The sequence below is a fragment of the Acinetobacter johnsonii CIP 64.6 genome (genome assembly GCF_000368045.1).
Taxonomy (GTDB): domain Bacteria; phylum Pseudomonadota; class Gammaproteobacteria; order Pseudomonadales; family Moraxellaceae; genus Acinetobacter; species Acinetobacter johnsonii.
The window spans coordinates 463,605-489,913 of the sequence record NZ_KB849234.1; the positions used below are offsets into that span (position 1 = coordinate 463,605).

21 protein-coding genes and 1 pseudogene are annotated in these 26,309 nt (G+C 41.7%); 8 read left to right on the top strand and 14 right to left on the bottom strand.

The features are described from left to right. Positions 1–2 precede the first annotated feature (2 nt). Both F986_RS05610 and F986_RS05615 read right to left on the bottom strand, forming a co-directional pair. The gene (locus F986_RS05610) at positions 3–1,919 is read right to left on the bottom strand and encodes a Mu transposase C-terminal domain-containing protein (RefSeq protein WP_004692870.1); all 1,917 of its coding nucleotides are present in this window, start codon (positions 1,917–1,919) and stop codon (positions 3–5) included. After that, a complete protein-coding gene (locus F986_RS05615) occupies positions 1,906–2,631 on the bottom strand; it encodes a heteromeric transposase endonuclease subunit TnsA (protein ID WP_004692871.1) in 726 nt (241 codons plus the stop codon). The genes F986_RS05610 and F986_RS05615 overlap by 14 nt, the downstream gene beginning before the upstream one ends. 149 nt (positions 2,632–2,780) lie before the next feature. Here F986_RS05615 and F986_RS05620 point away from each other — a divergent pair. Further along, positions 2,781–3,437, top strand: a pseudogene (locus F986_RS05620) (ATP-binding protein); the annotation flags it as partial. A gap of 108 nt (positions 3,438–3,545) precedes the next feature. Here F986_RS05620 and F986_RS05625 read toward each other — a convergent pair. Both F986_RS05625 and F986_RS05635 read right to left on the bottom strand, forming a co-directional pair. After that, on the bottom strand, positions 3,546–4,289 hold the full coding sequence (locus F986_RS05625) for a TorF family putative porin (RefSeq protein ID WP_004692873.1): 744 nt from the start codon (positions 4,287–4,289) through the stop codon (positions 3,546–3,548). 346 nt (positions 4,290–4,635) lie between these two features. Beyond that, a complete protein-coding gene (locus F986_RS05635; RefSeq protein WP_004692874.1) occupies positions 4,636–5,406 on the bottom strand; it encodes a TorF family putative porin in 771 nt (256 codons plus the stop codon). 459 nt (positions 5,407–5,865) lie between these two features. On the opposite strand from F986_RS05635, the gene F986_RS05640 reads away from it, so the two are divergent. Beyond that, positions 5,866–7,179, top strand: a complete 1,314-nt coding sequence (locus F986_RS05640) for an OprD family outer membrane porin (RefSeq protein ID WP_005401006.1) — start codon at positions 5,866–5,868, stop codon at positions 7,177–7,179. Positions 7,180–7,281: 102 nt separating this feature from the next. Here F986_RS05640 and ppa read toward each other — a convergent pair whose 3' ends face one another. Further along, on the bottom strand, positions 7,282–7,806 hold the full coding sequence (gene ppa, locus F986_RS05645) for an inorganic diphosphatase (RefSeq protein ID WP_004692877.1): 525 nt from the start codon (positions 7,804–7,806) through the stop codon (positions 7,282–7,284). 117 nt (positions 7,807–7,923) lie between these two features. Next, positions 7,924–8,328 carry an MAPEG family protein gene (locus tag F986_RS05650; RefSeq protein WP_005401007.1) on the bottom strand — a complete coding sequence of 135 codons (405 nt, stop codon included), beginning with the start codon at positions 8,326–8,328 and terminating at the stop codon, positions 7,924–7,926. 107 nt (positions 8,329–8,435) lie between these two features. Here F986_RS05650 and F986_RS05655 point away from each other — a divergent pair, with 107 nt between their 5' ends. Continuing rightward, entirely contained in the window at positions 8,436–8,816 is a 381-nt protein-coding gene (locus F986_RS05655; protein ID WP_004692879.1) for a hypothetical protein, read from the top strand. 49 nt (positions 8,817–8,865) lie between these two features. Here F986_RS05655 and F986_RS05660 read toward each other — a convergent pair whose 3' ends face one another. The 6 genes from F986_RS05660 to F986_RS05685 form a co-directional block, all read right to left on the bottom strand. Beyond that, positions 8,866–10,545 carry an AMP-binding protein gene (locus F986_RS05660; protein WP_004692881.1) on the bottom strand — a complete coding sequence of 560 codons (1,680 nt, stop codon included), beginning with the start codon at positions 10,543–10,545 and terminating at the stop codon, positions 8,866–8,868. Between the two features lie 148 nt (positions 10,546–10,693). Further along, on the bottom strand, positions 10,694–12,913 hold the full coding sequence (parC, locus tag F986_RS05665) for a DNA topoisomerase IV subunit A (protein ID WP_004692882.1): 2,220 nt from the start codon (positions 12,911–12,913) through the stop codon (positions 10,694–10,696). A 537-nt stretch (positions 12,914–13,450) separates the two neighbouring features. After that, the gene (niaP, locus tag F986_RS05670; RefSeq protein WP_004692883.1) at positions 13,451–14,770 is read right to left on the bottom strand and encodes a niacin transporter NiaP; all 1,320 of its coding nucleotides are present in this window, start codon (positions 14,768–14,770) and stop codon (positions 13,451–13,453) included. Positions 14,771–14,872: 102 nt separating this feature from the next. Further along, on the bottom strand, positions 14,873–15,517 hold the full coding sequence (locus F986_RS05675) for a trimeric intracellular cation channel family protein (RefSeq protein ID WP_004692884.1): 645 nt from the start codon (positions 15,515–15,517) through the stop codon (positions 14,873–14,875). A gap of 59 nt (positions 15,518–15,576) precedes the next feature. Further along, positions 15,577–16,044: a YchJ family protein gene (locus F986_RS05680; RefSeq protein ID WP_004692885.1), complete on the bottom strand. Its 468-nt coding sequence runs from the start codon at positions 16,042–16,044 to the stop codon at positions 15,577–15,579. A gap of 70 nt (positions 16,045–16,114) precedes the next feature. After that, entirely contained in the window at positions 16,115–17,695 is a 1,581-nt protein-coding gene (locus F986_RS05685; protein ID WP_004692886.1) for a TerC family protein, read from the bottom strand. A gap of 335 nt (positions 17,696–18,030) precedes the next feature. On the opposite strand from F986_RS05685, the gene F986_RS05690 reads away from it, so the two are divergent. Next, on the top strand, positions 18,031–18,651 hold the full coding sequence (locus F986_RS05690) for an LOG family protein (protein ID WP_004692887.1): 621 nt from the start codon (positions 18,031–18,033) through the stop codon (positions 18,649–18,651). A 60-nt stretch (positions 18,652–18,711) separates the two neighbouring features. Here F986_RS05690 and F986_RS05695 read toward each other — a convergent pair whose 3' ends face one another. Both F986_RS05695 and F986_RS05700 read right to left on the bottom strand, forming a co-directional pair. Beyond that, positions 18,712–19,686: a hypothetical protein gene (locus tag F986_RS05695; protein WP_004692891.1), complete on the bottom strand. Its 975-nt coding sequence runs from the start codon at positions 19,684–19,686 to the stop codon at positions 18,712–18,714. A 166-nt stretch (positions 19,687–19,852) separates the two neighbouring features. After that, a complete protein-coding gene (locus tag F986_RS05700; RefSeq protein WP_004692892.1) occupies positions 19,853–21,760 on the bottom strand; it encodes a choice-of-anchor I family protein in 1,908 nt (635 codons plus the stop codon). 160 nt (positions 21,761–21,920) lie between these two features. Here F986_RS05700 and mdtD point away from each other — a divergent pair, with 160 nt between their 5' ends. From mdtD to F986_RS05725, 4 genes are all read left to right on the top strand, one after another. After that, positions 21,921–23,315, top strand: coding sequence for a multidrug transporter subunit MdtD (gene mdtD, locus F986_RS05705; RefSeq protein ID WP_004692894.1), 1,395 nt, complete (start codon positions 21,921–21,923; stop codon positions 23,313–23,315). Between the two features lie 98 nt (positions 23,316–23,413). Then, entirely contained in the window at positions 23,414–24,199 is a 786-nt protein-coding gene (locus tag F986_RS05710) for a glycoside hydrolase family 25 protein (protein WP_406935409.1), read from the top strand. 134 nt (positions 24,200–24,333) lie between these two features. Continuing rightward, entirely contained in the window at positions 24,334–25,395 is a 1,062-nt protein-coding gene (gene dinB / locus F986_RS05715; RefSeq protein WP_017397064.1) for a DNA polymerase IV, read from the top strand. A 543-nt stretch (positions 25,396–25,938) separates the two neighbouring features. Beyond that, positions 25,939–26,295, top strand: coding sequence for a RidA family protein (locus F986_RS05725; protein ID WP_004692897.1), 357 nt, complete (start codon positions 25,939–25,941; stop codon positions 26,293–26,295). Positions 26,296–26,309 lie beyond the last annotated feature (14 nt).

Genomic DNA, 26,309 nt, shown 5'->3' on the forward strand with positions numbered 1-26,309 from the left:
TATTATCCCCTTAAATCTTCAAATGCCGTCAATGGAATACTCCATAAATCATTAGTCGGCTGAACACTGTTTTCGACAATAGATGGTTTTTCAGGTTCATTTTTTACAGATAAATGATGTGTTGCTTTTGCATTTTCCTTTTTACGTTGATTTACTCTCCGTTGCTTCCGAGTCAGACTACGGGATTGTTTCAATTGCTCTCGTAAATGAAGAATTGCCTGATAAATCTCATCCTGATTTTGATTATCATGTTGCTCGCCACGAAGATATTTCTGCACTTGTTTGTATTCAAATAAGCTAATTGGTGGTATTTCTCGCTTAGCAGTAGGCACTTTAAAATATGTATTGGACAGAGGTTCATAAAACCAAATAAGAGAAATATCCCTTGGATCACGTTTAAACAAAAATTTCTTTTTTCTCTTTTTATTTACATCTTCGGGATCAACACAATTAACCCATTGTCGTAAACAATCAGCAAAATAAAATAGATTGTCTTTCTGTACACCTACACGTTGAATTGTTGATTCAAATTCGGGAAGGAAATCAATAAATAATGTATCTTCATCCGAAACTCTCTCTTTTAAACCTGTTCCAACACTAGTTTTTGTTCCCCAAACACCATCTTGCCACTTCTGTAAAGGTGACATACCGAGTTTGGAGTGTTTCTTTTGGTGATAAACTTTAGTGATCCAATAAACAATATAATATTCTAGTTCTTTTAGTGTCATACAGGCATGACCTGCTGAATTATAGGTTCCACGTTCTTGGATATTCGAGAAGGTTGTACCATCCAAGATGTGCATTTCAATGTTAACAACACCAATCAAACGTTCGATATGTCCACCAAACCTTGCCCCACCAATCGGACGAAACTCCCAATGAATCCCATATTTTAAGCAAGCTCGACTGATATGGTTAGTTCTAAAGTCAGGACCATTATCTGTATGTATAGAATCCATAAGACCTTCAACTTGCCAATCAGCATCTATATCCAATTCAATTAGCTTCCGTTTTTTTGACAAAATACTGGAAGCAATACACATGGCAACAGATGTTGCACTGGGGGCTTCTAAGGACAAGTAATAACCGACCACCATTCGAGTATTTATATCAATAGCTAATGTTAGAAATGGTCGTCCAATCGCCTCTCTAAATTCATCATCAACAATTTCAATATCTAGTGGAGTGTGGTCTACCTGTACATATGCCAAGGGATAATCAGCATTAGGAAACTCACCAGCAGCAGATGCATACTTATCTTGTGCTGCTTTAGAACCATGACGAGCCTTAATCACCATATAATCGTTTAATGCTTCTATTTTTCTACGAATTGAATTGTCATGGGGTGCTTCTAGTTTAAGGCGAGAACATTCTGCTTTAATAAAATCTATAGTTTTTGCAATACTAGGCTTTCTGGCATTGAGATATTCCTCTTGAATACCTTGGTTAATAATATTCATAATTTGAGGAGACAACCTAGACTTCTTGGTCGTCCAACCTCTCTTTTTAGGAACTAACACTAAGATAGAATTATTTTCTCTAAAATCTTTTAACCATTTCCATAAGGTGGAACGGTTAATGCCATATTCACTTGCTCGTTGCTCGACTAATTCGGTTGTTGAATACTTAATCAACGGCTTGATGATTTCATAACGATGTAAAGCTATTTTCCACGCTTCATGCGTAATATCCCAATCACCTTTATTTATATCTTTAGTTTGGTTATTTTCAGCTTCAAATACTTGTAGAGAATCTGCACTTACTTGTAAACAACGCACAGAATCTAAACTAGAAATCACGATATCGTTGGCATTCAAAACATTAGCAATCTTATACGGTTGCCCTTCATACTTAACAATTACATTTGGTTTGAGTATGATCCGACTTCGGTCAATACTTACAGTATCAGTCTGAACCATTTAAAAATCTCCTTGTAAGCACATCATCTTGATTTGTCCAAATCACCGTCTCTGCTGTTAAGGGGCAATATAAATCACACATGATTTTTCGTTTTGCGACCAATGCCCATACTTGATGAATACCTCGAAGAATATTAGTTTTATCCTTAAAAATATGTGCCGGTAATTGATTAATAGTCGATTGACCAAGACTATCTAAAGTCTCAATTAAAGTTTGTTCATCATAGACATCCACATGAGAACGTCTAAATCTTTTCAAAAAATTAATATTTTCCCAATACTGATCATATAACCTTGATTCATTTATAATCTTGAATTTCCAACCTTTTTCTTTAGCAAAAGTATGAGCCGCCTTAAATTTTGGCTTTAATTTATCCCAATCTTCTATAAGTTTCTTTCTAGGTTTTATTTCTATTAACAGTGGACAGGGAATTTCCTCAAAATCACCACAATTTGCACTGGAAAACTGTACGAGGAAATCAGGAGTATAAGTGGATTCATTACCCAACTCTGTTATATATGGGATGGTAATAGGCTGGCTTACGATATCTATGACATTGCTATTGAATTCTTGCCTAATCAAAAAATCACGCTCAAGAGTAGATTCACACCAAATCGTCTTTTCCCCTCTAAAAGCATAATTTACTGAAATACTCCCATATACAGTTTGGGATTTCCTAACTGGGGAATATTCATCACTGATTCTTTTCATAGAATGCCTCTTACAGCCACTCGTGCGTATTTGTGTAAATTTGCAAGCCACTCTTGCTTATTACTGTCATTACTCTAATCTATTTGTGTAATTTTAGAGTGGCAACCTATTGTTTTCTTATCATGACACTCTTATCTATTGCTGTAAATGACAGCGGGTCACAACCCAAACCCGGTGAAATTACTTTGGCACATAAAGGCGTGCTGTTTTTAGATGAACTACCAGAGTTTGACCGCAAGGTTTTAGAGGTTTTAAGACAGCCGATTGAAGCCAAAGAGATTGTGATTTCGCGTGCTTCACGGCAGATCACCTTTCCAGCCAATTTCCAACTAATTGCCGCAATGAATCCGTGTCCCTGTGGTTATGCGTTTAATCAAGATAGCCGTTGTCAGTGCTCAGCCGAGGCGATTAAACGCTACCAAAACCGCATTTCAGGGCCGTTACTGGATCGGATTGATTTACATATTGATGTACCACCCTTGCATGCTTCTGAATTGCAGGACACACAAGTCGTAGAAGACTCGGCAACTGTACGTGAGCGCGTGATTCAAGCTTATCAATGGCAAATGCAGCGCCAAGCTTGTCTCAATATGGCCTTATCACCCAAACAACTGGAACAGTTTGCGCCACTCAATGAACAAGCCGCGCTGATCTTTGAAAAGGCACAACAGCGCTTAAACTTATCTGCTCGGGGGTATCACCGTATTTTAAGAGTGGCCAGAACCATTGCCGACTTAGCGCAGTCTGAACAGATTCAAACAGGCCACTTAACCGAAGCCCTGTCTTATCGTGGGCAACATCACTAAAACGGCTGACTGTTCATAAAAACTGACAAGTTAGAGCGAAATCCCATCGCCGATAAAAAAAGCCCACTCGATTGGAGTGGGCTTTTTTATATTTAAGCAGCGTACAGCTTAGAACTCATACTTCAAACCGAAGACAACTTTGTTCTTTTGTTTTACGTCCGCACGGTCATAACCACCCAAGGTGTAATTCATACTTGCGGTTAAACCTGTTTCAGCTAAAGGTTTGCTCACGCCCACATCAAAATGACGGAAACCAAAACTCTCCGTCGTCCCTAATGCTTCTTCATAATCGCCAGAGTCTTGATAAGCATATAAGCCCAATGCCGTATCTAAGCTGAAATCATTCGGCAATGGATAACTATAAGTTGCCTTAATATAAGTATCACCCGCGTTACTCCAAGTGGTATCTTCCAGTAAAGTCTGTACAGTGACGCCAAAGTCTTTGTAGCTTAAGCCAAGCAAAGTTTCAAAACCGTTGGTATCTGAATTATCTGTTTCATAGTAATAATAATAAGTCGTACCAATAGTATAGCCGAGATCATCATTAATTGAGCCGTTATAGCCCGCGTAGAAATTGTTTTCAAAGGCATCACGGCCTTCTTCAACCAATGAATAACCCAGTGTAGAACCCCACCAACCTGCATAAAAACCAGATGCGTGGCTGTAATCTAAACCACCTTGAATAGTCGCATCTTCATTTTCAGGCGTATTGGTAATACCACGTAAGTTATAACTAGAAAAAACCCCAATATTCCCTGACACAGAATGAACGGACGTTGCTTCATCTGCATAAGTGAATGTAGAAGCTGCAGCTACCACAGCTAAAGATAATGCCTTAAGTGCAAATTTCATGGTTTGATTCCCCCACATCGTATCCGACGTCTTTTGGTTATTTCGATAAACTCATGTAGGTAGTAGCAATAGCTATGCCACATTCAATTCAACATCAGATACACCTTTTACAAAATCATTATAAATAATTGTTTTTATTAAAATTATTTAAAATATAAAAAATTGAGCTCGCACTCAACTTGATCGTTAAACCTCTTCGCGGTGAATTGAAGCCAAGCCCATCAAGCAAACATAATTGTTTACAATATGCGCTATTTTGAGACTCATCTTTGGAAGGTACGTTTTTAAGTGCATAAAAAAAGTGCATCCCCAACCGATCTGGATGCACTTTTCATATCTACAACATTTAAAAGTTGTAAGTTAAACCCAGCACCAGATGGTCCTCTAAATCCTCGCCCATACGATTATGCACACCATAAATATAATCCGCAGACATCTCGATCCCTGTCTCTGCAAAGGGCCTACTCAGGCCTAAGCGAACTTCATTAACAGTAAAGTTCTTCTCTGTAGTGAGTATGGCATCATCATGCTGACGATAAATCGATGCACCAATTGAACTATTGAATTGAAAGTGTTGTGGAAGAGCATAATGATGTGCAAGGCTTAAATAAGTATCGCCCGCGTTGGCATAGCTCACATCCACTAAAGCCACCGTGACGCCTACATCAAAGTCTTTATAGCTCAGACTATTTACAAATTCCGCTCCAGTTGTACTTCGGCGTTCTGTGCGATCCTCACTATAGACCGAGCCGCCATCATTATATAAATAAGTCACAATATGCGAGCGGTAGCTTAAATCTGGACTGAGTGCGCCTGCATACCCCATATAAAAATCATGCTCAACACCGTGATCTTTACTGATATCCGCTGCATCATAATTCAGTGTTGAAGCCCAATAACCAGCATATAGACCAGATGCATGTTCATATTCAAGCCCTGCTTGTAGGGTAGGCTGATCATTTTCAATACCCCCACGATAAATATACTGACTGAGCACAGCAAGGCTTCCACTGAGTCCACCTTCTGAACTTTGTTGCTGTGGCTCACTTGCGTTGACCAACATACTGCCAGTGGAAAAAATTAAAAATAGTGCAATTTTATGTGAATTCTTATGCATTTAAGTTCTCGAAATTTCTTTAGACATGAATCATTTACTGATTCCATACCCATAAATTTTAAAGCTATTTTTTAACAATAGGTCAATTTTTCCTAGGTAACTGCTGTGTAATTCATCGTTTGCCAATCTGGCTATGGGTGATTTTGAGCTGATTCCAAAAGATTAGAAATGACTGAACACTTTGATTCATAAGCTAAAATGACCTCACAGTCTATATATTATATTCTGCAATACATAGCAAAAAACAGAATTAAGAAGAGAAAAATAATTCAATGTTTTATAAAGATTTATTTTAGTAAACCGAATATTTTAACTAAAATTAAAATATTTCAAACATATCGCTTACAAAAAAATGCATTACTTTAGTTGAATATGTTAAATAAAAATGACAATTTTTCAGCGATTACTTATACAATTGCTGTTCTCTTTCCATCCAATTTGTATAAGGTTCGCTCCCCAATGCAAAACACAAAAAAATTAGCATTAGCAGTTTTAGTACAAACTGCACTTATATCAACAGCTTTTGCGAGTGAGCAAAGTGAATCTAAAGGTTTCGTTGAGGACGCTGAAGGATCAGTGTTATTTCGTACTGGTTATTTAAGTCGTGACAAGAAAAATGGTGTAGCTGATACAAGTTCAGCAGCTCAAAGCGCAATAGTTAAAATTGAGTCTGGTTATACCAAAGGTATCGTTGGGTTTGGTTTAGGCGTAGTTGGTGATGGTTCGTTCAAATTAGGCGAAAATAACCATGCTGGCAACCAAATGATTCCATTGCACAACAATGGTGCAAAAGATTCAAATGGCCATGTTGATGCTTATGACCACTGGGCTCGTGGTGGCGGTATCGTCAAAGCGCGTATTTCAAATACTGAAGTGCGTTATGGTACTCAAGTACTCGATTTACCTGTTCTTGCAAGTAATACTGGACGTATGGTTCCTGAATATTTTACAGGTACTTTATTAACTAGCCACGAAATCAAGAATCTTGAAATTGTTGCTGGTAAATTTACTAAGAACCAAATGTCTGATCAAATCAAAACCGATGCTGACGTCAATGGCAATGGTCTTGATCGTGCAATTGTTTGGGGAGCTAAGTACAAATTTGATGACAATTTAAATGCATCTTATTATGGCTTAGACAGCAAAAATGCTCTTGAACGTCATTATGTAAATGTGAACTTTAAACAGCCTTTAGCGAATGACAGTTCATTAACTTACGATTTAAGTGCTTATCATACTAAGTTTGATGAAGCAGCAAATACTTATTCACAAACCACTGATAACTTATCAGATCGTAAGAATGATATTTGGGCTCTTTCTACAGCTTATAATACTGGCGCACATAACATCATGGTTGCATACCAACAAAACAGTGGTAATGTTGGTTATGACTATGGTCAAAATGCTGATGGCTTCCAAAGTATATACCTTCCAAACTCATACCTTTCTGACTTTATTGGTAACGATGAAAAATCTGCCCAAATCCAGTACAGTCTTGATTTTGGTAAATTAGGTATATTACCAGGTCTAAACTGGACAACTGCATTTGTATACGGTTGGGATATCAAAGTCAAAGATATGACGAATGATGCGCAAGAGCATGAATTCTTTAACCAAGTGAAATATACAGTTCAATCTGGTTTTGCTAAAGATGCGAGCTTACGTTTACGTCATTCGTACTACCGTGCAAGTGATGAATATCAAACAAATGCATACATTGGTGACACCAACGAATGGCGTGTTTGGTTAGACATTCCTGTGAAATTCTTCTAATTTCTATGGAAAAGCTAATCTAATAAAAAACCTGCACATTGTGCAGGTTTTTTATTGAAGCCTACAATCAAACACAGTTCAATCGAGGCTTCATAGACAGAATTATTTTGCTGCTTCGATTGCTTTAAGCACTTCTTGCTTAGCAACTTCAGAACCTTCCCAACCTGTTAATTTAACCCACTTCCCTGGCTCTAAGTCTTTATAGTGCGCGAAGAAGTGTTCAACTTGTTGAATCAGTAAAGGTGGAAGATCGGTATATTCTTTCACGTCTTTATAAATTGGCGTTAACTTGTCGTGTGGAACTGCGATTAATTTCGCATCGATACCACCGTCATCTTCCATGTTCAATTTACCCACAGGACGGCAACGAATTACTGAGCCTGGTTCAACTGGATGCGGCGTTACAACAAGTACATCTAATGGGTCACCATCTTCAGACAAGGTGTTTGGTACATAACCATAGTTCGCTGGGTAGAACATTGCTGTACCCATGAAACGATCTACAAAAAGCGCATCCGAATCTTTATCAATTTCATATTTGATTGGTGCTGCATTTGCAGGAATTTCGATGATCACGTAGATATCGTTCGGTGCATCTTTACCCGCAGGGATATTGCTGTAGCTCATAACATCACTCTTTAACAAGTTAAATCTTTTAAAAACCGCATCGATTATAACGGTTTTTGAGAAAAAAATATTTCTGCGATTATACATCCACTGGGTGAAAATATGTATGTTTCGCACTTAGCCCATTGTCAGTCGAATGACCAACAATAATAAACAAATTGGGCAAAGCAGTGACAACAGCCAAACGATCGATCGAAGCGTCGACCAGTTAGCCAAATAACAAATGCCATACACCACACGAAAGACAAGATAGGCAATACCAAACGTCATAGTGACCACTTGCGGAATCACCATATATTCAGCCATTAAGATGGCGGCAATAAATAACGGTAAACTCTCAAAACTATTTTGCTGTGCCGCATTGGCACGTGCAGCCAGACCAGTCGTTTTGGCGAGAAATTCACGCGGATGTTGATTATCTTTGGCGCGAAATCCTGCTGTTTTTTTAGCAATGATTGTAAATACGTAAGGCAGTAAACAAGCAATTAAAATGAGATAAATAATCCCGCTAATGCTTTGCATTGGTTTTTTCTCATCAAGATCATTTCGACGGCTATCATAGCATGGCATTCCGAGGATAAATTTGGTTAAATTATAGTGTTTTTATAATTTCCCGATGAGACTCCAGCATGGCTAGCCCTGATCAAAAAGAAATGTTCGACGTGCTCGAAATTCAGCGTCAACATCAACGCCACGTGGATCGTGTTTTAAAGATTGTGCTTCCCGTTACTGCATTTTTATTGGCGGTCATTTGTGCCAATATGAATATTGGTTCGACTCTTGGCACACTGGTCATGCTGATCATTGCATTTTGGATGGTCGGGATTAAACGTCAAAACCTATGGTCTTGGTTGCTTGCAGTGACCGTCTATTGTCTGATCGATAATGTTCTGAGCTTTGGTAGTTTTGCTTTCCCAGCCTTTAGTCGTCAGTGCGGTACGATGCTGACCTTTGTTGGCATCTTGGGCATTGGCCGTCCCTATATCGACCGCTGGTTAATGAAAAATTAAATGCGAACATGAAAAAAAAGCGCCTGATGGCGCTTTTTTTTATTTGAACTTAAGCTGTTTTACGTAAATCTTTACGTAGGATTTTACCTACGTTTGATTTCGGTAACTCATCCAAGAATTCAACATAACGCGGACGTTTGTAACCGGTTAAGTTCTCTTTCGCGAATGCCAATACTTCTTCTGTGGTTAAAGATGGATCTTTCTTCACCACAAACAGTTTTGGTACTTCACCTGATTTTTCATCAGGTACACCAATGGCAGCGACTTCCAATACTTTAGGATGCTTTGAAACCACTTCTTCAATTTCTGAAGGGTAAACGTTAAAGCCTGACACCAAAATCATGTCTTTCTTACGGTCTACAATTTTCACATAGCCGCGAGGGTCCATGACACCAATGTCACCTGTACGGAAGAAACCATCTTCAGTCATCACTTTAGCCGTTTCATCTGGACGGTTCCAATAGCCACGCATCACTTGGGGACCACGGATTGAAATCTCACCTTGTTCACCCAGTGCAACTTCCTTCCCATCATCATCCAAAATTGCAACTTCAGTTAATGGCAATGGAATACCAATTGTGCCGCTAAATTCTTCTGACGCTGGCGGATTTGCCGTTGCCACAGGTGAAGTTTCAGATAGGCCGTAACCTTCAATGATGTTGGTTCCAGTAATTCGCTTCCACGCTTCTGCTGTAGAAGGAAGCACAGCCATACCACCGCCCATCGCCATTTTCAATTTGCTGTGGTCGAGTTGCTTAAACTCTTCATTGTTCACTAAAGCATTGAATAGTGTATTCACTGCTGGGAAGAATGACGGTTGATATTTACGTAATTCTTTCATCACCGCAGGTAAATCACGCGGGTTTGGAATCAAAACGTTGGCTTGGCCTTTGTACATGCCGTACATCGCACACACCATGAACGCAAAAATATGATATAGCGGTAAGGCACAGAAAATGCGGTCATCAGGTTGACCATCTTGTGCACCAAATTTACTTTGGAAAATACCGTCACACTGCAACATGTTCGCCACAAGGTTGCGATGCGTCAGTTCTGCACCTTTTGATACCCCTGTAGTGCCGCCAGTGTACTGAAGCACTGCTGTGTCACTTAACGTTAAGTTCGGGCGCTTATAGTTACTCGCACTAACTTTCGACATTGCCGCATTAAAGCGAATATGGCCAGGAATATTCCATGCTGGAATTTGCTTACGCACTGAACGTAATACAAAGTTCACCAGTGTGCCTTTTAATGCACCCAACATGTCACCTACAGAGGCAATCACAACATGTTTAACTGGGGTTTTACCATTAATCGCTTGATAAACAGAGGCAAAGTTTTCGATGATCACCAAAACTTCTGAACCCGAGTCATTTAACTGATGTTCAAGTTCGCGCGCGGTATACAGTGGATTGACGTTAACCAGTACTAAACCTGCACGGAATACACCCAAAGCAACGATAGGATACTGAAGAACGTTCGGCATCATCACAGCGACACGTGAGCCTTTTGCTAGGCCCAGACTTTGTAAATACGTTGCAAATTTACGGCTTGCTTCCTCTAACTCACTAAAAGTGAGCACTTTATCCATAAAAATAAAAGCATCACGAGAGCCAAATTTTTGGAAATTTCGTTCAAAAACATCTACTAATGACGTGTTTTCTGGTGGCAATTCTACAGTCTCTGGAATCCCCGTTTTTTGGTATTCTGCGAACCAAATTTTTTCCATATCGCCCGATTCTCCTATCAGTAATCCTTAAATTTCAACTTTTGTTCTCAATATTAAGCGCTCTTTATTTAACTTGTGTTGCTTAATACTGCATCCATTTCCCGCATACATACCATATATAACGTATTTTGATCAATGGATGCTAGTTTTATCTCTGAACTAACAGTTTATTTGCTTTTTGATAACCACGTGGTAATAACTGCCCTTTTGATGCTCTTTTACCTATGTATTTTTGCAAGTCATCACCCTTCAATTTTAATTGCTGCTGCCCTGCAACGACTTGCAGTATTTCATCTAGCTTTAATCTTGTCATGAATACAATTTGATCTTTCTCTTCAAGTTGTATCAATTTATTACCTTTACCTTTACTTAAAATAGGCAACTCTGACAACTCTAAAATCAGCAAACGACCCGTTGAGGTCAATAAAGCCAAATGGGTGGCCTGATCAACACTGGTTAACGGCATAACTGTGGCTTTTTCAGGTAAAGTTAAGAAGGATTTCCCTGCTTTTGCATTGGTATCTAACTGTTTTGCCTGTGTTTTAAACCCATACCCTTTACTACTTAGTGCTATGACTTCGGCTTCATCATCAGCAATAAAGACTTGTTTAAAACCAACACCACTGGCTGGGGACAATTTTGAACTCAACGGTTCTCCCAGACCACGTGCGGACGGTAGGCTATTAATGGCTAGTGCATAACTACGTCCTGACTCATCCAGCACATACACGCGCTGATTCGATTTACCTTGTGCATGACTGAGGTATTGATCGCCTGCACGGAAGTTCAGGTTTTCGGCATCAACTTCATGACCTTTGGCTGAGCGAATCCACCCCGCTTCAGACAACACCACGGTCACAGGATCAGCAGGCATGAAATCTTGCTCACTCATCGCCGTCGCTTCTGCACGATGCACGATTGGTGAACGACGGTCATCCCCGTATTTTTTCGCATCATCTTTGAGTTCATTGATGATCAAAGCTTTTAAAGATTCTGGATTAGCCAACTGTTCACGAATCAGTGCAGCTTTGGCTTCTAACTCTTCTTGCTCACGGCGCATTTCCATTTCTTCAAGTCGAGCCAAATGACGCAACTTGAGTTCTAAAATGGCTTCGGCCTGAATATCATCAATATTAAAACGTGACATCAACTCCGCTTTGGGCTGTTCTTCTTCACGAATAATACGAATCACTTCATCAATATTTAAATAGGCAATAATCAAACCGCACAAAATATGTAAGCGTTTTTCAATTTTATTCAGGTGATATTGCAGACGACGGGTGACGGTTTCCTTTCGAATTTCAATCCACTCCAGCAAAATACGACGAATCGATTTCACTTGTGGACGGCCATCCGCACCAATCATGTTCATATTGACCCGATAGCTCGACTCAAGATCAGTGGTGGCAAAAAGGTGACTCATTACCACTTCAGCATCAATCCGATTTGAACGCAGTACGATTACCAAACGGGTTGGGTTTTGATGATCCGATTCATCTCGTACATCGCTGACCAAAGGCAGTTTTTTCGCCTGCATTTGATCTGCAATTTGCGAAATAACTTTCGAGCCTGACACTTGATAAGGCAAGTCCGTGATCACAATTTCATTTTTTTCGATGCGATACACCGAACGCATACGGTAACTGCCCCGACCTGTGCTTTGTATTTTTAACAGCTCTTCAGGTGGCGTAATAATTTCTGCTTTGGTCGGCAAATCGGGTGCAGGAATATATTCTGCAACTTTTTCATCGCTTAAATTTGGATTGCGAATTAAGGCAATGGTGCCTTTTACGACTTCACGCAGGTTGTGTGGTGGAATGTCCGTAGCCATACCAACCGCAATGCCTGTGGTGCCATTTAACAAAATATTCGGAATACGTGCAGGTAAAGTCACAGGCTCTTTCATCGAACCATCAAAGTTATCCTGCCAGTCACAAGTCCCCTGTCCCAGTTCAGACAAAAGCACTTCACTATACTGAGATAATTTGGCTTCGGTATAACGCATTGCCGCGAACGATTTCGGATCATCGGGAGAACCCCAGTTACCTTGACCTTCAATAAACGGATAACGATAACTAAAAGGCTGCGCCATCAGCACCATCGCTTCATAGCAGGCCGAATCACCATGCGGGTGATACTTACCGAGCACATCGCCGACGGTACGCGCAGATTTTTTGGGTTTACCGCTGTGTTTCAGCCCCAATTCACTCATGGCATACACAATACGGCGTTGTACAGGTTTTAAACCATCGCTGATATGCGGTAAGGCACGATCCATGATCACGTACATGGCGTAGTTGAGATATGCTTGTTCAGTAAATTCTGCTACGGAACGGTTTTCTGTCGCTTGATGCGCAAGGTTCGTCATAACAACCTGTCATCCTAATTAATCGTTTTTTGTTTAAGTTCTTATGCTATGTCGCAGGCTCTGCCTATACAAGTGAAAGCGTACACCACTACGACAAATTGCGTCTTTAGATGTTCCTAGTGTCGTAAAATTATCCATTTTTTTTAAAATGAGCAACTAATTATTTTGAAGTTCAGTTCCTGTGTTCATCTCTGCTCGTCAATGAAAATAATGAAGCAACTTCAGCCCACTCAACTTGATCGATACGATCGACAAAAAAATCGGGGCATCCGCGCCCAAAATGCGACACAACCAATTGGGTAGATCACATCAATCAAGTCGCAGCTATTTTAAATAGCCTCATCATACACGGGGCTAACTTTTATCAAAATGCAACGTTGAGAAGCCACATTTTGGCCGAGCAGATTGAATTTTTTATTGCTGAGTTGGATCTTGTTATCGGTTATTTTCAAATCTATCATCTAGATTTTATGTTGAAGTGTATTGAAGACTGAGAGTCTCAGCACATCTGACTCTCAATCTTCAGCGCGGACTAAATTACAGTCCAATTTCTTCCAATGTTTTGCCTTTGGTCTCTTCACCCAAAATCAAAATTACCGCTGCAACCGCAAGCAACACTGCGGTAAACATCATGAAAATCGCACTAAATCCATTACTCTGTACCATCATATGTGTCACCACCATCGGTGCGACAATGCCGCCCATACGACCAATGGCTGATGCCCAACCCGAACCAAAAGCCCGGATATTGGTTGGATATTGCTCTGGGGTATAGGTATACAAGACGCCCCATGCACCGAGGTTAAAGAATGACATCAAACAACCCCAGAACATGATCATGCTCACAGTGTCAGCTTGACCAAAGAAATACGCGGAAACTGCACACATGCCAATAAAACCAGCCAAGGTTGCTTTACGTCCCAGCTTTTCGACCAGCCATGCTGCGGCCACATAGCCTGGCAGCTGTGCCAAAATCATCACCAAGACATATTCAAAAGACTGAACAATGCTATACCCCTGCTTCACCAGCAAACTCGGTAACCATGTAAAAATGCCATAATACGAGTAGACAATACCAAACCAAATCAACCATAACATCAAGGTTCTACGCGCAAATGCCCCCGACCAGAGCTGGGTAAAAGACACGGTCTTTTTCTCTGCCACCGGTTTAACAACGATATGCTCGATCACGTCCACACCGCATTGACGTTCAATCTGCTGCACCAAAGCATGCGCTTCCACAATACGACCTCGGTTAATGAGATAAGGAATTGACTCAGGCACTTTGAACCAAATCACAATGGCGTACAGTGCAGGAATTCCACCGATTAAGAAGGCCATATGCCAGTCAAATTTTGGAATCACAAAATACGCCACCAATGCAGCGCAAAGCCAACCTAAGCCCCAAAAACTTTCTAGCAGCACGATAAAACGCCCACGCACCTGCGCAGGAATGTATTCACTGACCAAGGTCACCGCTACTGGCAACTGTCCACCTAAGCCTAAACCCACAATAAAACGAAACACCAACAACCATGTTAAGTTGGGAGCAAAGGCACAGGCTGCCGTCGCTAAACTATAAATCACTAGGGTCGCGGCAAAAACTGTTTTACGCCCAATACGATCGGCCAGACCACCTGAACACACTGCACCAATCGCCATTCCGACAAAGCCAATGGAAACCACCCAACCTTTCTCGGTTGGGCTCATGTGCCAGTCTTCAGCCATTTTTGCCAAAATAAAAGAAATCAGCCCCGTGTCCATGGCATCGAACATCCAGCCCAAGCCAATCACCCACAACAAGGTGTAGTGAAATTTACCGATCGGTAAGCGTTGTATGCGAGAAACTAAATCCATAGCTCGGCCTCTAAAGCGGGAAAAGATAGCAGGCTGCTTTCTCAACAGGCTTTATCATTATGTGCTTTTTTATACAAATAAGGCGGTCAAATCGCCGTTATTTTAGCTCGCATCTTTCGAGGAAGCAGATTGCTCATCATCGTCTTGATAAATGAATTTTGGCATTTCTAAGCCAAAGTAAATCGCGATTAGACGTAAGCTAAAACCAAAGATCAAAGTCGAAATCACGGTCAGCTCAAGTGATAAACCGAGCTGAATGCAGCCCCAATAGAAAATCACCGCGACAAAAGAAATACTGGCATATAGCTCACGGCGGAACACCAAAGGGACGTCATTACACAAAATATCACGTAAGATACCGCCTGAGACCCCTGTCAGAACCCCTGCAACCGCAGACACCACAAAACCATGTCCCATTTCTAAGGCAATTTGACAGCCAATGATGGTAAAACCGATCAGGCCAAGAGCATCGAGCACCAAGAAAATGTTGCGTAAATGGCGCATCCACTTAGCAATCAAAATCGTCATAAAAGCGGCAAAACAGGTCAGCATCAAATATTCAGGATGCTTGACCCAAGTCAACGGATAATGTCCCAACAACACATCGCGGACAGAACCGCCACCCAGTGCTGTGACACAGGCAATAATCACCACACCAAACCAATCCATACTACGCCGACCCGCCGACAGTGCACCTGTCATTGCCTCTGCTGTGATCGCTATAATATAAATAATAGTGAGTAACATCGCCTGGATTCCATATAGGCTAATTGATGCGCGCTATTCTAAGCCAAATTTGCTTAAAATTATAAAAATTGTGCACAACATTGTTTAAATTTTTTCCCTGAACCGCAGATGCACGCTTGTTTCATGGTGATTTGCATTTCAGTGGTTGGATCTAAAAAATACCATGCCTCGGCATGTTTCACAAAATGTGAAATTTCATGATGTATCTGTGGCGATTTGCCATCATGATAATAGGCTTTGAACTCGACCATGGCATGGTTTTTATCGAGTTTTTCATTGGCCTGCACGACGTCTAACTTCACCCATTGGTTGCTTCGACTCCACTCTGCAATTGCTGCAACATCTAGAGCCTGTTGCTGCCCCAACGCTGTGGTTTGTACAATGTAATCAATTTTCTGTTTAGCAAAAGCACTATAACGTGAGCGCATAAGTTGAGCAGCACTCTGCGCACGGCTTTGTCCCAAGTGCAAAGGCTGACAGCACTTTTCATATTCACCCTGCCCACACGGACACTCAACATTACTCATGATTTTTCCATAAAAAATAGCTCGACATTGCGAGCTATTTTAACCTGTTCAAAACAGATTAAGGTTTGTTTTAAGATGATTCCTTGTGCAGATCCGATTTTGGAATCACATGCACTTTTTCAATTTTGTGCCCATCCATCGTCACCACTTCAAAAATACAGCCATCTGCTTCAAGGCTAGAGCCATTTTCAGGTAAACGGCCTAAATGGAATAGGATATAGCCAGACAAGGTTGAGTACTGATCAGACTCATCGACCAAATCACGATCCAACAATAACGACACATGGCGAATATCGGTTGAGCCATCGAGCATCAGGCTACCATCTTCTAAACTTTCAGCCACATTATCTTCAGCATCTTCATCAGGGAACTCCCCTGCAATCGCCTCTAATACGTCAATCGGTGTGGCAATCCCTTCAATCGAGCCATATTCATTCAAGACCAAAGCCATTTGCAACGGTGCTTGACGCAATTGCTCCATCACCATCAGGACTTGCGCATTTTCATGCACAATCACAGGTTCACGTAAATGTTTATCAAAATCGAGTACACCAGTTTCGATATATTCGTTTAAAACTTTATGGGTCAGCACCACACCTGCGATGTTGTCTAACTCGCCCCGTGCCACAATTAAACGTGAATGCGTAATACTGAGTAGTTGTGACTTGATTGAGGCTTCTTCATCCTCTAAATCAATCCACTCCAACTCTGGACGTGGGGTCATCACGGACTTCACAGGACGCTCGGACAAACCCAGCACCCCTTGCACCAAGACACTATGATAAACCCCATTTTCAGGATCAAACACTTCATCCGCATAGGCGCGAGTTGCCAGTACATCTTCAGGCTCAGAGGCATGATCACTACTTTTACCGCCCAACATTCGCAGCACCGCAGATGCAGTTTTATAGCGAAGATCTGTGGTGGTGACCATTTTTTCTTGATTACGGCGCATGGTTTGGTTGATGAATTCAACAATCACCGAGAAACCAATCGCGGCATATAAGTAACCTTTTGGAATATGGAAACCAAAGCCTTCTACAATCAATGAGAAACCGATCATCATCAAGAAGCCGAGACACAAAATCACCACGGTCGGATGTTTGTTGACGAATTCCATTAAGGCTTTCGATGCCCACAGCATAATGCCGACGGCAATAACCACCGCAATCATCATCACAGACAGGTGTTTAACCATACCGACTGCGGTAATCACCGAGTCTAAGGAAAACACAGCATCCAAAACCACAATCTGAACGATCACCATCCAAAACACAGCATTGGCTGGACTTTCTTCTTTCTGAACCACTTTGGCGTCAATACGTTCATGCAGTTCCATGGTGCCTTTAAACAGTAAGAACACCCCACCAAACAGAAGAATCAAATCCCGTCCTGAGAAAGGATGATCGAAGATATGGAACAGCGGCTCGGTCAGTGTCACCACCCAAGCAATTGAGGCCAACAGCACCAAACGCATTAAGAGTGCAAGGATCAAACCAACTACTCGAGCCGTATTACGTTGTTCTGGTGGAAGTTTCTCCGCCAAAATCGCAATAAAAACCAAGTTATCAATCCCCAGCACGATTTCCAGCACCACTAGAGTGAGTAACCCCACCCATGCAGAAGGATCAGACATCCATTCAAATATCATGTGATCTGCTCCTGTCGAGGGGAAATATATGGTGCATAACGCAACTTAAGCGGATGAAAAGGAAGATTCAGCACCAATGGCTGTATTTTTTTTTCGGAAAACTGAAGATGTCTTGAGCGACAACTACCACTACCCATGTTCGTTCTTGTGTTGTAAAACAGGAAATAAGTATAGGCAAGATCTACATGAAATTCATCTTTTTTTCAAAAGCGCACTGTTTTAAAAGATTTAACAAATTATTACCCGATTGTTAGATTAAATACAGCTTGCCGTCACATTTCTTGCTTAAACTAAGAAAGAAAAAGTAGATAAAGCAAAAGGTAAAAACATACGCCATGAATAGTGAATTAAAAATATCTTCTCTCAACACTGAAGTAAATGTTCAAACCACTCAACCTCTGATCGCACTTTACTGCGGTTCTCGTTCAGGCAATAAACCGATTTATCAAGAAAAAGCGATTGCGCTGGCACAAGGTTTAGCTAAACAGGGTTTTGGTCTGGTTTATGGGGGGGCCAGCATTGGCCTCATGGGACAAGTGGCCGATGCCATGATTAGCCACGGCGGTGAAGCAGTCGGCGTCATTCCAGAATTTATGCTGGATTATGAAATTGCGCATCACCAACTGACCGAATTACATGTTGTACAAACCATGCATGAGCGCAAAGCCTTAATGGCCGAACGTGCAAGCGCCTTTGTCGCACTACCCGGTGGTTTAGGCACTTTTGAAGAAATTTTAGAGGTGGCAACCTGGGGGCAACTGAACCAACACCAAAAACCGATGATGATTTATAACGTCAATGGTTTCTATGACGCACTGATTACACAGTTGGATCATGCAGTAGAAGAAGGTTTTCTACCGCCACAGCACCGTGCAAAAGTAATTGTATGCAACCATGCTGAACAGATTTATTCAGCCATTGCCAACCTCGGCAGCCCAGCGCACTTTGCCATTTAAATCCTGTTCTTAATGCCATAAAAAAGCGAGCCTAAGGGCTCGCTTTTTTAACATGTGCGGTTATTGTCCATAATGGGTGACAAAGTTATAGAACCACGGCAGTGTGGTCGCCAAAATCACTGACATGGCTAAGCCAAACATCAATTTCATCGCATCTTTACTGACGTTACGCGAAGTGCGGTGTTTGTTCACTTCATCAAAAATCATCGACATTGCAAACTCACGACCTGCAAGTAAACCTAAGAATACCCATGTGGTACTCATTGGAATATTGCTCCACTCTTTGAAGACCAACAAAATCAGGGCATACATAAAGTCAATAATAGTCGCTGCACGAATATCGGTGACACCTGTTTTGGTATCGACAATCTTCTGAATCGCACCGCCGCGTTGGTACAAAATCACCGCCAACAACACCACAAAGACCGTGATGGCAAACAGTAAAAATGAAAACGGCACTTGACGGGGTACATAGACGAAAATATTGGCCAAATCTTGAATCAGCCACTGACTCCACAGAAAAGCCGTAGAGACCCACTGTAGCCCAATCCAAATATGCGATGGTTCTTGATTACGGGTTTTCGCAAAATACTTCGCGACTTGGCGCATTACAAAACGATAGACAATAATCGCAACCACAAAGGCCACCGCATAGCCCATCATCGATTTCACCATCATCGAGCCTAAACTTGCAGGCGAGAAAATGGTTAAGACTAAGAAAGTGGTACTGACGGGAATTCCGTATTTGGTTAAAAATAACAGTAAAATCGGTGGCACAATATAGAGCCACGTGACCCCACCCTCAGGAAAAGGGATCGTTTCTAAACGACCATATGATGCATCCCCCACACCGGATGCATACCAACCATAAATCAACACCACCACCAAAATGGTGCTGATAAAGAGCCAAAGCACCCACCATGGACGATGTGCATTGGATGAAATAAACGTACCTAATGTCTGTGGCACATCATTTCCGACGATAGAATAAGCGGCTAAACAAAAGCCTATCACCATCAAAATTTCGATTGTCATAAAACCAACCTTTTGAATAATTTATTCCAAGACAGTGCCCTTGGACGTTTGCCAAAGATTATGACGGTTTTATTTCATTTTCATGACATCCTTGTCATATATTTTTTGTAGCGCCATAAAAAAGAACACCGTAGTGCTCTTTTTTCAAAGTCAAAACTCAGTTTTTTTAATTGAGTTTGACTTCATAAACCGCTGTACTACCACTGACTTCATTTCCCACCACCAACAGCGGGCGACCATTGGGTGAATTCTTCGCCGCGATGAAAATCAAACCTTCTGGGCCTAAGTCACCTTGCTTCGTGACTTCTGTTTCATTGGTATTGCGATGGTTCAGATACTGAACAAATTTAGCCTGATTCGGGTTGCTAATGTCATACACCATGATGCCACTGGCACGCTCAAGTCCAATAAAGGCAAAGGTCTTTGCACCAATTTTACCCAATGTCACGCCTTCAGGTTCAGGGCCTTTATTGTCACTACGGTCATCAAATTTAAATGCTTCATGATTGCTATTAAATTGATGTGGAAACAACTCCGCAATTTTTCGCTCAAACTCACTCCCCGAGTCCCATACAATCTGCTTGGTTTCAGGGTCGACAATACTCACCGAACGGCCACCATAGGCATATAATTTGTCATAAGTCAGACGACCATTTTCATCCAACTTCGGCAGACCTGTTAGTGGATCTTTTTGATAACCTTGCGTCCAACTAATGGTCAAACGTCCAATTTGTGAGTCTTTAATTAAATTATCCGCGCAGACTTCTGTTGCATCAGCCGTTTGACAAGGTTTAAACACCTCTGGGTTTAATTTCGCCCCTTTTACGCCCGGTGCAAGCTGACGTAAATGCGCGGCATAATCACCTTTGGCGTCAAAGCCTGCTTTTTTAAACAAATGTTTGATGCGTATCTCTTCAGCATAACCAGCATTTAAGTCCCCGCCTTCAAAGTATTTGGCTTCATCGCTTAGCCATTCACGGGCATCCCCCTCATTGGCTGTGACCAAATAGGTTTTGCCATTGGCTTGATATTGTGCAATGGCATCGGGCATATACATGCCATATAGCCCCGGCCAAGAGCGAATATTAATCATGCCTGCATCTTTTGCACATTCTGTAATACTACGTCCCAAAGAGTCTTGACCAATAGCACAGTCACGGTCACTTCCATCCAAGGCATTTTCAGGCAAACTATGGTCCTTGTAGCCCATCGGGAAAAGATCAACAAATTGATTTTTTGCTAAGTCTAAAACCCCAATCGCATTGTTTTCTTGCAAACTAACCCATGCTTTTTTACCATCAGCACTGACTGCGATGTACTCAGGCTCTAGGTCTTGTGCAACTGTGGTCGTTTGAATACCTGCGGTCGCTACATTTGAGTATTGACTGATGTCTGGGCCAAAAATACGAATGCCTACATCTAATAAGTCTTGTTTACGGTCATTCCATGCGTGGAAGCCCGCAATAGTTGCTGTTGGTTTTTGAATATCTGAAATATCAATAATGCTGACCGAACCTTCAGGATCGACTTGATACCCTTCATTCGGTTCCGCTTCATTCGCTACCAGTACTTTTCGACCATCAGGCGTGAAGGTCAACATATCTGGCAAAGCCCCCACGTTGACTTGGCTGATAAAAGAGAGATCCTGTGCTTTAAAGAAAGCCACAATACCCGTTTGGGTTTTATCCTCAGCCTGAACCGCCAGTGCCACGATGCCATTATGCACCGCGACACTATTCACTTCGGAATTGGCTAAATAAGTTTTGGCATCCAAAGATTGGATATATGTCGGCTGCGCTGGTTGGGAGAAATCTAAAACATCGACCATGCCTTTTTGTGCATTCACCACGAACAGACGCTTACTCGCAGCATCATAGGCGGGGATTTCAGCTGCACTCTGTCCAAATATTCCCGACTCATAACTTGCAAGATGAACCAGTTCAATACTATTCGGCGTGGCTTCCTCTACCACAGGCGGTGATGTGATGGTTTGCGCATCATCACTGTCATTACATCCTACTAAGCCCAACCCCATGCATGCTAAAAAAACGGCACTATAAGTTTTATTCATCATGATCTAAATATCGGTTCAAATTTAACCAATGTATGACGTACGCGTTGCAAACACATGACGTAGAGATGTCAATTTGATGGCATGTGATAAATGCACATTCGCAACAACAGTCCAACTTAAATTAAGCTAAACTGTTTAAAAATTTCACTTTATTGTATCTATGAACCAAACGCCGACCCATCAAGCACTCGCTCCTGAGTACCGTCTTTTGGTACTTCTGGTTTCGATTGGCTTTTTTATGCAAGGCTTAGATACCACCATTGTGAATACCGCTCTACCGGCTATGGCAGCCAGTCTGAATGAAGACCCGCTCCAAATGCATAGCGTGGTGGTGGCCTATGTGCTTGCCGTTGCTGCCTGTATTCCCTTGAGTGGCTGGCTCGCTGACCGTTTTGGGGTGCGCAATACCTATTTCAGTGCCATCATCATTTTTACCCTTGCCTCACTGGGCTGTGGCTTTTCTGAAAGCTTAAATGAGTTGTTGTTCTATCGCGTGCTACAAGGCATCGGTGGTGCATTATTGCTCCCTGTTGGCCGTTTAGCCATGCTCAAAGTCATTCCGCGGACGCAGTTCTTATCAGCCATGAGTTTAATGAGTCTCGCGGGACTGATTGGCCCACTGATCGGTCCAACACTCGGGGGCTGGTTGGTCGAAGTCAGTACATGGCATTGGATTTTCCTGATTAACCTCCCCATGGGGTTGTTAGGTGTCCTGATTAGCTTTAAAGCCATGCCGAATGTCACTGAGCAGAATGTACCGCGTTTTGACTTTTGGGGTTTTATCCTGTTGGTGATCACCATGGCAGGACTATCTCTAGGGATTGAAAATTTTGCCAGTCCGCACCTGACTTTATGGTGGAGTATGGGGCTGATTGTACTGAGCTTAGTAGCTGCGCTTTGGTATGCCTATCATGCACATACCCATCAAAATGCATTATTCCGCAGTAAACTGTTTCGTAACCGCATTTATGCGGTGGGTATTTTAGGTAACTTCTTTGCTCGCCTCGGTGGCAATGCCATGCCTTTTTTGATGCCACTCATGTTACAAGTGGCTTTCGGTTTTGAACCCTTTGTGACGGGGCTTTTGATGATTCCGACAGTGTTGGGTTCACTGGCATCTAAACCCATCATTCGTCACTTGATTCAGCGCTTTGGTTATCGCCATGTGCTTTTGGTTAACACCTTATTGGTCGGTGTATGTATCGCCAGTTTTGCCCTCAATACCGCAGACACCCCAACCTGGCTGCGCGCGCTGCATTTCTTTGTTTTTGGTATGCTGAACTCACTGCAATTTGTATCTATGAATACCCTCACGCTGAAAGATCTGCCACAACAAGATGCCAGCAGTGGCAACAGTTTCTTGTCGATGATCATGATGGTGTCGATGAGTATTGGTGTGGCTCTGGCAGGTACTTTGGTTAATGTCTTTACGGCATATTGGGGCACAGATCACATCGTCATGGCATTCCATAACACCTTAATTGTTTTGGGCTGTATTAACCTAATTACCGCAGCCATTTTCTGGTACATCCCCAAAGATACAGTGGATGAATAACAGATACGAAGTACTGCCATTTACTGACCATAATCATCATGGTCAGTTCCGCAAATTCGAGCTATGATGATGAGCTAAAAACCAATACCTGCAAAAGCATGTCCGCAAGAAAAAAAGTTTCCACGCCGTCAAAAACCTCCTATCCCTATTACATACTTGCCTGTGTAGTGATGCTAAGTGTCGGACTGGGGATCACCTATTTTTTCTTGCAGAACAATGTCGCATCTGCCCAAGAGTATCCGGTAAAAGGCTTTGATGTGTCTCATCATCAGGGCGACATCCAATGGCAATCCATTTCTCCCCAAGAGTTTAAATTCGTTTATTTAAAAGCCACCGAAGGGGGCGATTTCAAAGACCGTAAATTTCAGGACAATTGGCTCAAAGCTCGTGAACAAGGCTTTTTGGTCGGGGCTTATCATTTTTATCGTTTATGCCGTGATGGCCAGATTCAGGCGCAGAACTTTATCGAAACTGTACCGAAGAAAACCGATAGTTTGCCGCCTGTAATTGATTTGGAATATGACAGCAACTGTATCAACACCTATACCAGAGAACAGCTGCTCAAAGAAATTCAGGTCATGCACGACCAACTGTATAAACACTATGGTTTGCAACCCATTTTTTATACATCTAAAGCATTTTATAATATTGTTTTGGTTGATAAATTTAAAAAAACTCCCCTTTGGATTCGTGAATATCAAGGCCAGCCTGAGCTCAAAGGCAATCCGAAATGGACCTTTTGGCAACACACTAGCCAAGGTCAAATTAAAGGTATACCAACCTTGGTGGATCTCAATGTATTTCAAGGCTCAGAGCAAGATTGGATCAGTTTTTTAGAGCGCCAAGGGCTTTATCAACTGCCGCAAAACTTACCGATCAAGTAAAGCAGTTCAAGCTCATCGTTGAAGTTCAAATACAAAAATACCAAGTCAAACTATGTCACTTATGCCGTATGCAGGACTACGCAATCGATCTGAATAGTGCAATACTGACTTAGGTTTCAACATTAAAATTCAGCATGCGAAAAATCATTCACATCGACATGGATGCCTTCTATGCCTCGGTGGAGTTACTTGATCGTCCCGACTTAAAGCATTTACCTGTGGTGATTTCTTCACACCATCCTCGTGCCGTCATTGCAGCCGCATCCTACCCTGCACGTCGCTACGGACTCCGCTCTGCCATGTCGATGACTCAAGCCAAAAAATGCTGCCCTCAAGTGATAGTAATTGAACCTAATTTCTCTAAATACCGTGCAGTCTCAGAGCAAATTCATACAATTTTTCAGCGTTATACCACACTCATTGAACCGCTTTCCTTAGATGAAGCTTATTTAGATGTAACGGAAAATTTACAACAACTGGCCAGTGCCACAGAAGTCGCTGAACGCATCCGCGCTGATATTTTTCAAAGCACAGGACTGACCGCCTCTGCGGGTGTAGCACCGAATAAGTTTCTAGCCAAAGTTGCTTCGGACTGGAATAAACCCAATGGTATCTGCGTGATTAAACCCTCACAAGTTCAGCAATTTATTCAGCACTTGCCGCTTAAAAAAATCCCCGGAGTGGGTAAAGTCATGCAAGAAAAATTACATGCGCTCAAACTTGAAACTTTAGGTGATTTACAGCATGTGGATGAAAATGTCCTAATTCATCATTTTGGCAAATATGGCAAACAGCTCTATCTCTATGCACAAGGGATTGATGAGCGCCCTGTACAAGCGGAACGAGAACGTCAGCAAATTTCAAAAGAAACCACTTTTGATGATGACTTAACCATTGAACAATGTCTCCCATTTTGGCCCAAGTTGATTGCGCAAGTCTGGCAAAGCTTAGAGAAAAAGCAACTGTATGCCCGCGGTGTCACCGTCAAAATGAAACTGAAAAACTTTCAAACCCTACAGCACAGTAAAAGCTTCAAAATGCCATTAAAGCATCAAACTGAACTGCAAATGACCTTAGATATCTTACTCAAAGAAATGCAAATCACACCGGATCAACAATTTCGTCTTATCGGTGTTGGGGTCTATGCACTTTCGACTCAAGAGCCTTTACCCCAGCTCTCTTTATGGTCTGACTGAATGCTCAATCAGTCACTTTTTAACCAAAAGAACAAAAATAATGCAAATTAGCATTCACAAACTGTGTTTTTAGAGTAATCTAATGACGCGCTGCATTTATCCATGTAACCGCTGAGATGCTAAAACTTACCTTTACTTTTAGCATACGTCCTGTGATTGGCGTGACGATCAAATCCGAAGATTACAGGACATCTCTGATATTTATCATGGTATTCCCCCTCTATATTACAGAGCAGCGCTCTAGTAGCATCAGAATAATTTACTCCTCCAAAAAATACTTTTATAAAGCCTGTAAAAGATTTCCCTATTGATCCTGTTCCTTCATCTTTTGTAATTCCCACGTCGATATATTGATATCAACTATCCATTTATCTCCCTCTGTTCACTTTACCTACAGAAATAGATTTGATCCTTCACGCTGTAAAATTCTGCATCTGATTGAAAGCCAACATCGTAGCCATCTGTCATACATGAGTTTGTGGTAGGCTATTGAACTACTTTTTATGTTCTATTTTTATACTCATCACACAGGATGCATACATCATGACGGTTCAACGTTTGCATGTCTCAAATCGTTTTTCTGAAGTTGCGATTGCTGGCAATCTCGTTCATTTGGCAGGTCAACTGGCGTCTGACTTTGATCTCGATATTAAAGGTCAAACCCAACAAACATTCGACATGATTGACCAATTTTTAGCTGATGCAGGCACAGATAAAAGCCATATCTTATCGGTAACGATTTATTTAAAAGACATTGAAAATGACTATGCCGCTTTCAATGAAGTATGGGACGCTTGGGTTGCAGACATTGATGCCTTACCACGTACCTGTGTTGAAGCTAAACTTTATGATCCACGAGTATTGGTAGAGTTAACCGTTGTTGCAGTGAAACCTGCATAAAAAATACACTCATC

What these genes read in the sequence shown, in the direction of transcription:
- F986_RS05610 (WP_004692870.1), bottom strand. Translation starts at nt 1,919, where the DNA reads ATGGTTCAGACTGATACTGTAAGTATTGACCGAAGTCGGATCATACTC.
- F986_RS05615 (WP_004692871.1), bottom strand. Translation starts at nt 2,631, where the DNA reads ATGAAAAGAATCAGTGATGAATATTCCCCAGTTAGGAAATCCCAAACT.
- F986_RS05625 (WP_004692873.1), bottom strand. Translation starts at nt 4,289, where the DNA reads ATGAAATTTGCACTTAAGGCATTATCTTTAGCTGTGGTAGCTGCAGCT.
- F986_RS05635 (WP_004692874.1), bottom strand. Translation starts at nt 5,406, where the DNA reads ATGCATAAGAATTCACATAAAATTGCACTATTTTTAATTTTTTCCACT.
- F986_RS05640 (WP_005401006.1), top strand. Translation starts at nt 5,866, where the DNA reads ATGCAAAACACAAAAAAATTAGCATTAGCAGTTTTAGTACAAACTGCA.
- ppa (WP_004692877.1), bottom strand. Translation starts at nt 7,806, where the DNA reads ATGAGCTACAGCAATATCCCTGCGGGTAAAGATGCACCGAACGATATC.
- F986_RS05650 (WP_005401007.1), bottom strand. Translation starts at nt 8,328, where the DNA reads ATGCAAAGCATTAGCGGGATTATTTATCTCATTTTAATTGCTTGTTTA.
- F986_RS05655 (WP_004692879.1), top strand. Translation starts at nt 8,436, where the DNA reads ATGGCTAGCCCTGATCAAAAAGAAATGTTCGACGTGCTCGAAATTCAG.
- F986_RS05660 (WP_004692881.1), bottom strand. Translation starts at nt 10,545, where the DNA reads ATGGAAAAAATTTGGTTCGCAGAATACCAAAAAACGGGGATTCCAGAG.
- parC (WP_004692882.1), bottom strand. Translation starts at nt 12,913, where the DNA reads ATGACGAACCTTGCGCATCAAGCGACAGAAAACCGTTCCGTAGCAGAA.
- niaP (WP_004692883.1), bottom strand. Translation starts at nt 14,770, where the DNA reads ATGGATTTAGTTTCTCGCATACAACGCTTACCGATCGGTAAATTTCAC.
- F986_RS05675 (WP_004692884.1), bottom strand. Translation starts at nt 15,517, where the DNA reads ATGTTACTCACTATTATTTATATTATAGCGATCACAGCAGAGGCAATG.
- F986_RS05680 (WP_004692885.1), bottom strand. Translation starts at nt 16,044, where the DNA reads ATGAGTAATGTTGAGTGTCCGTGTGGGCAGGGTGAATATGAAAAGTGC.
- F986_RS05685 (WP_004692886.1), bottom strand. Translation starts at nt 17,695, where the DNA reads ATGATATTTGAATGGATGTCTGATCCTTCTGCATGGGTGGGGTTACTC.
- F986_RS05690 (WP_004692887.1), top strand. Translation starts at nt 18,031, where the DNA reads ATGAATAGTGAATTAAAAATATCTTCTCTCAACACTGAAGTAAATGTT.
- F986_RS05695 (WP_004692891.1), bottom strand. Translation starts at nt 19,686, where the DNA reads ATGACAATCGAAATTTTGATGGTGATAGGCTTTTGTTTAGCCGCTTAT.
- F986_RS05700 (WP_004692892.1), bottom strand. Translation starts at nt 21,760, where the DNA reads ATGATGAATAAAACTTATAGTGCCGTTTTTTTAGCATGCATGGGGTTG.
- mdtD (WP_004692894.1), top strand. Translation starts at nt 21,921, where the DNA reads ATGAACCAAACGCCGACCCATCAAGCACTCGCTCCTGAGTACCGTCTT.
- F986_RS05710 (WP_406935409.1), top strand. Translation starts at nt 23,414, where the DNA reads ATGTCCGCAAGAAAAAAAGTTTCCACGCCGTCAAAAACCTCCTATCCC.
- dinB (WP_017397064.1), top strand. Translation starts at nt 24,334, where the DNA reads ATGCGAAAAATCATTCACATCGACATGGATGCCTTCTATGCCTCGGTG.
- F986_RS05725 (WP_004692897.1), top strand. Translation starts at nt 25,939, where the DNA reads ATGACGGTTCAACGTTTGCATGTCTCAAATCGTTTTTCTGAAGTTGCG.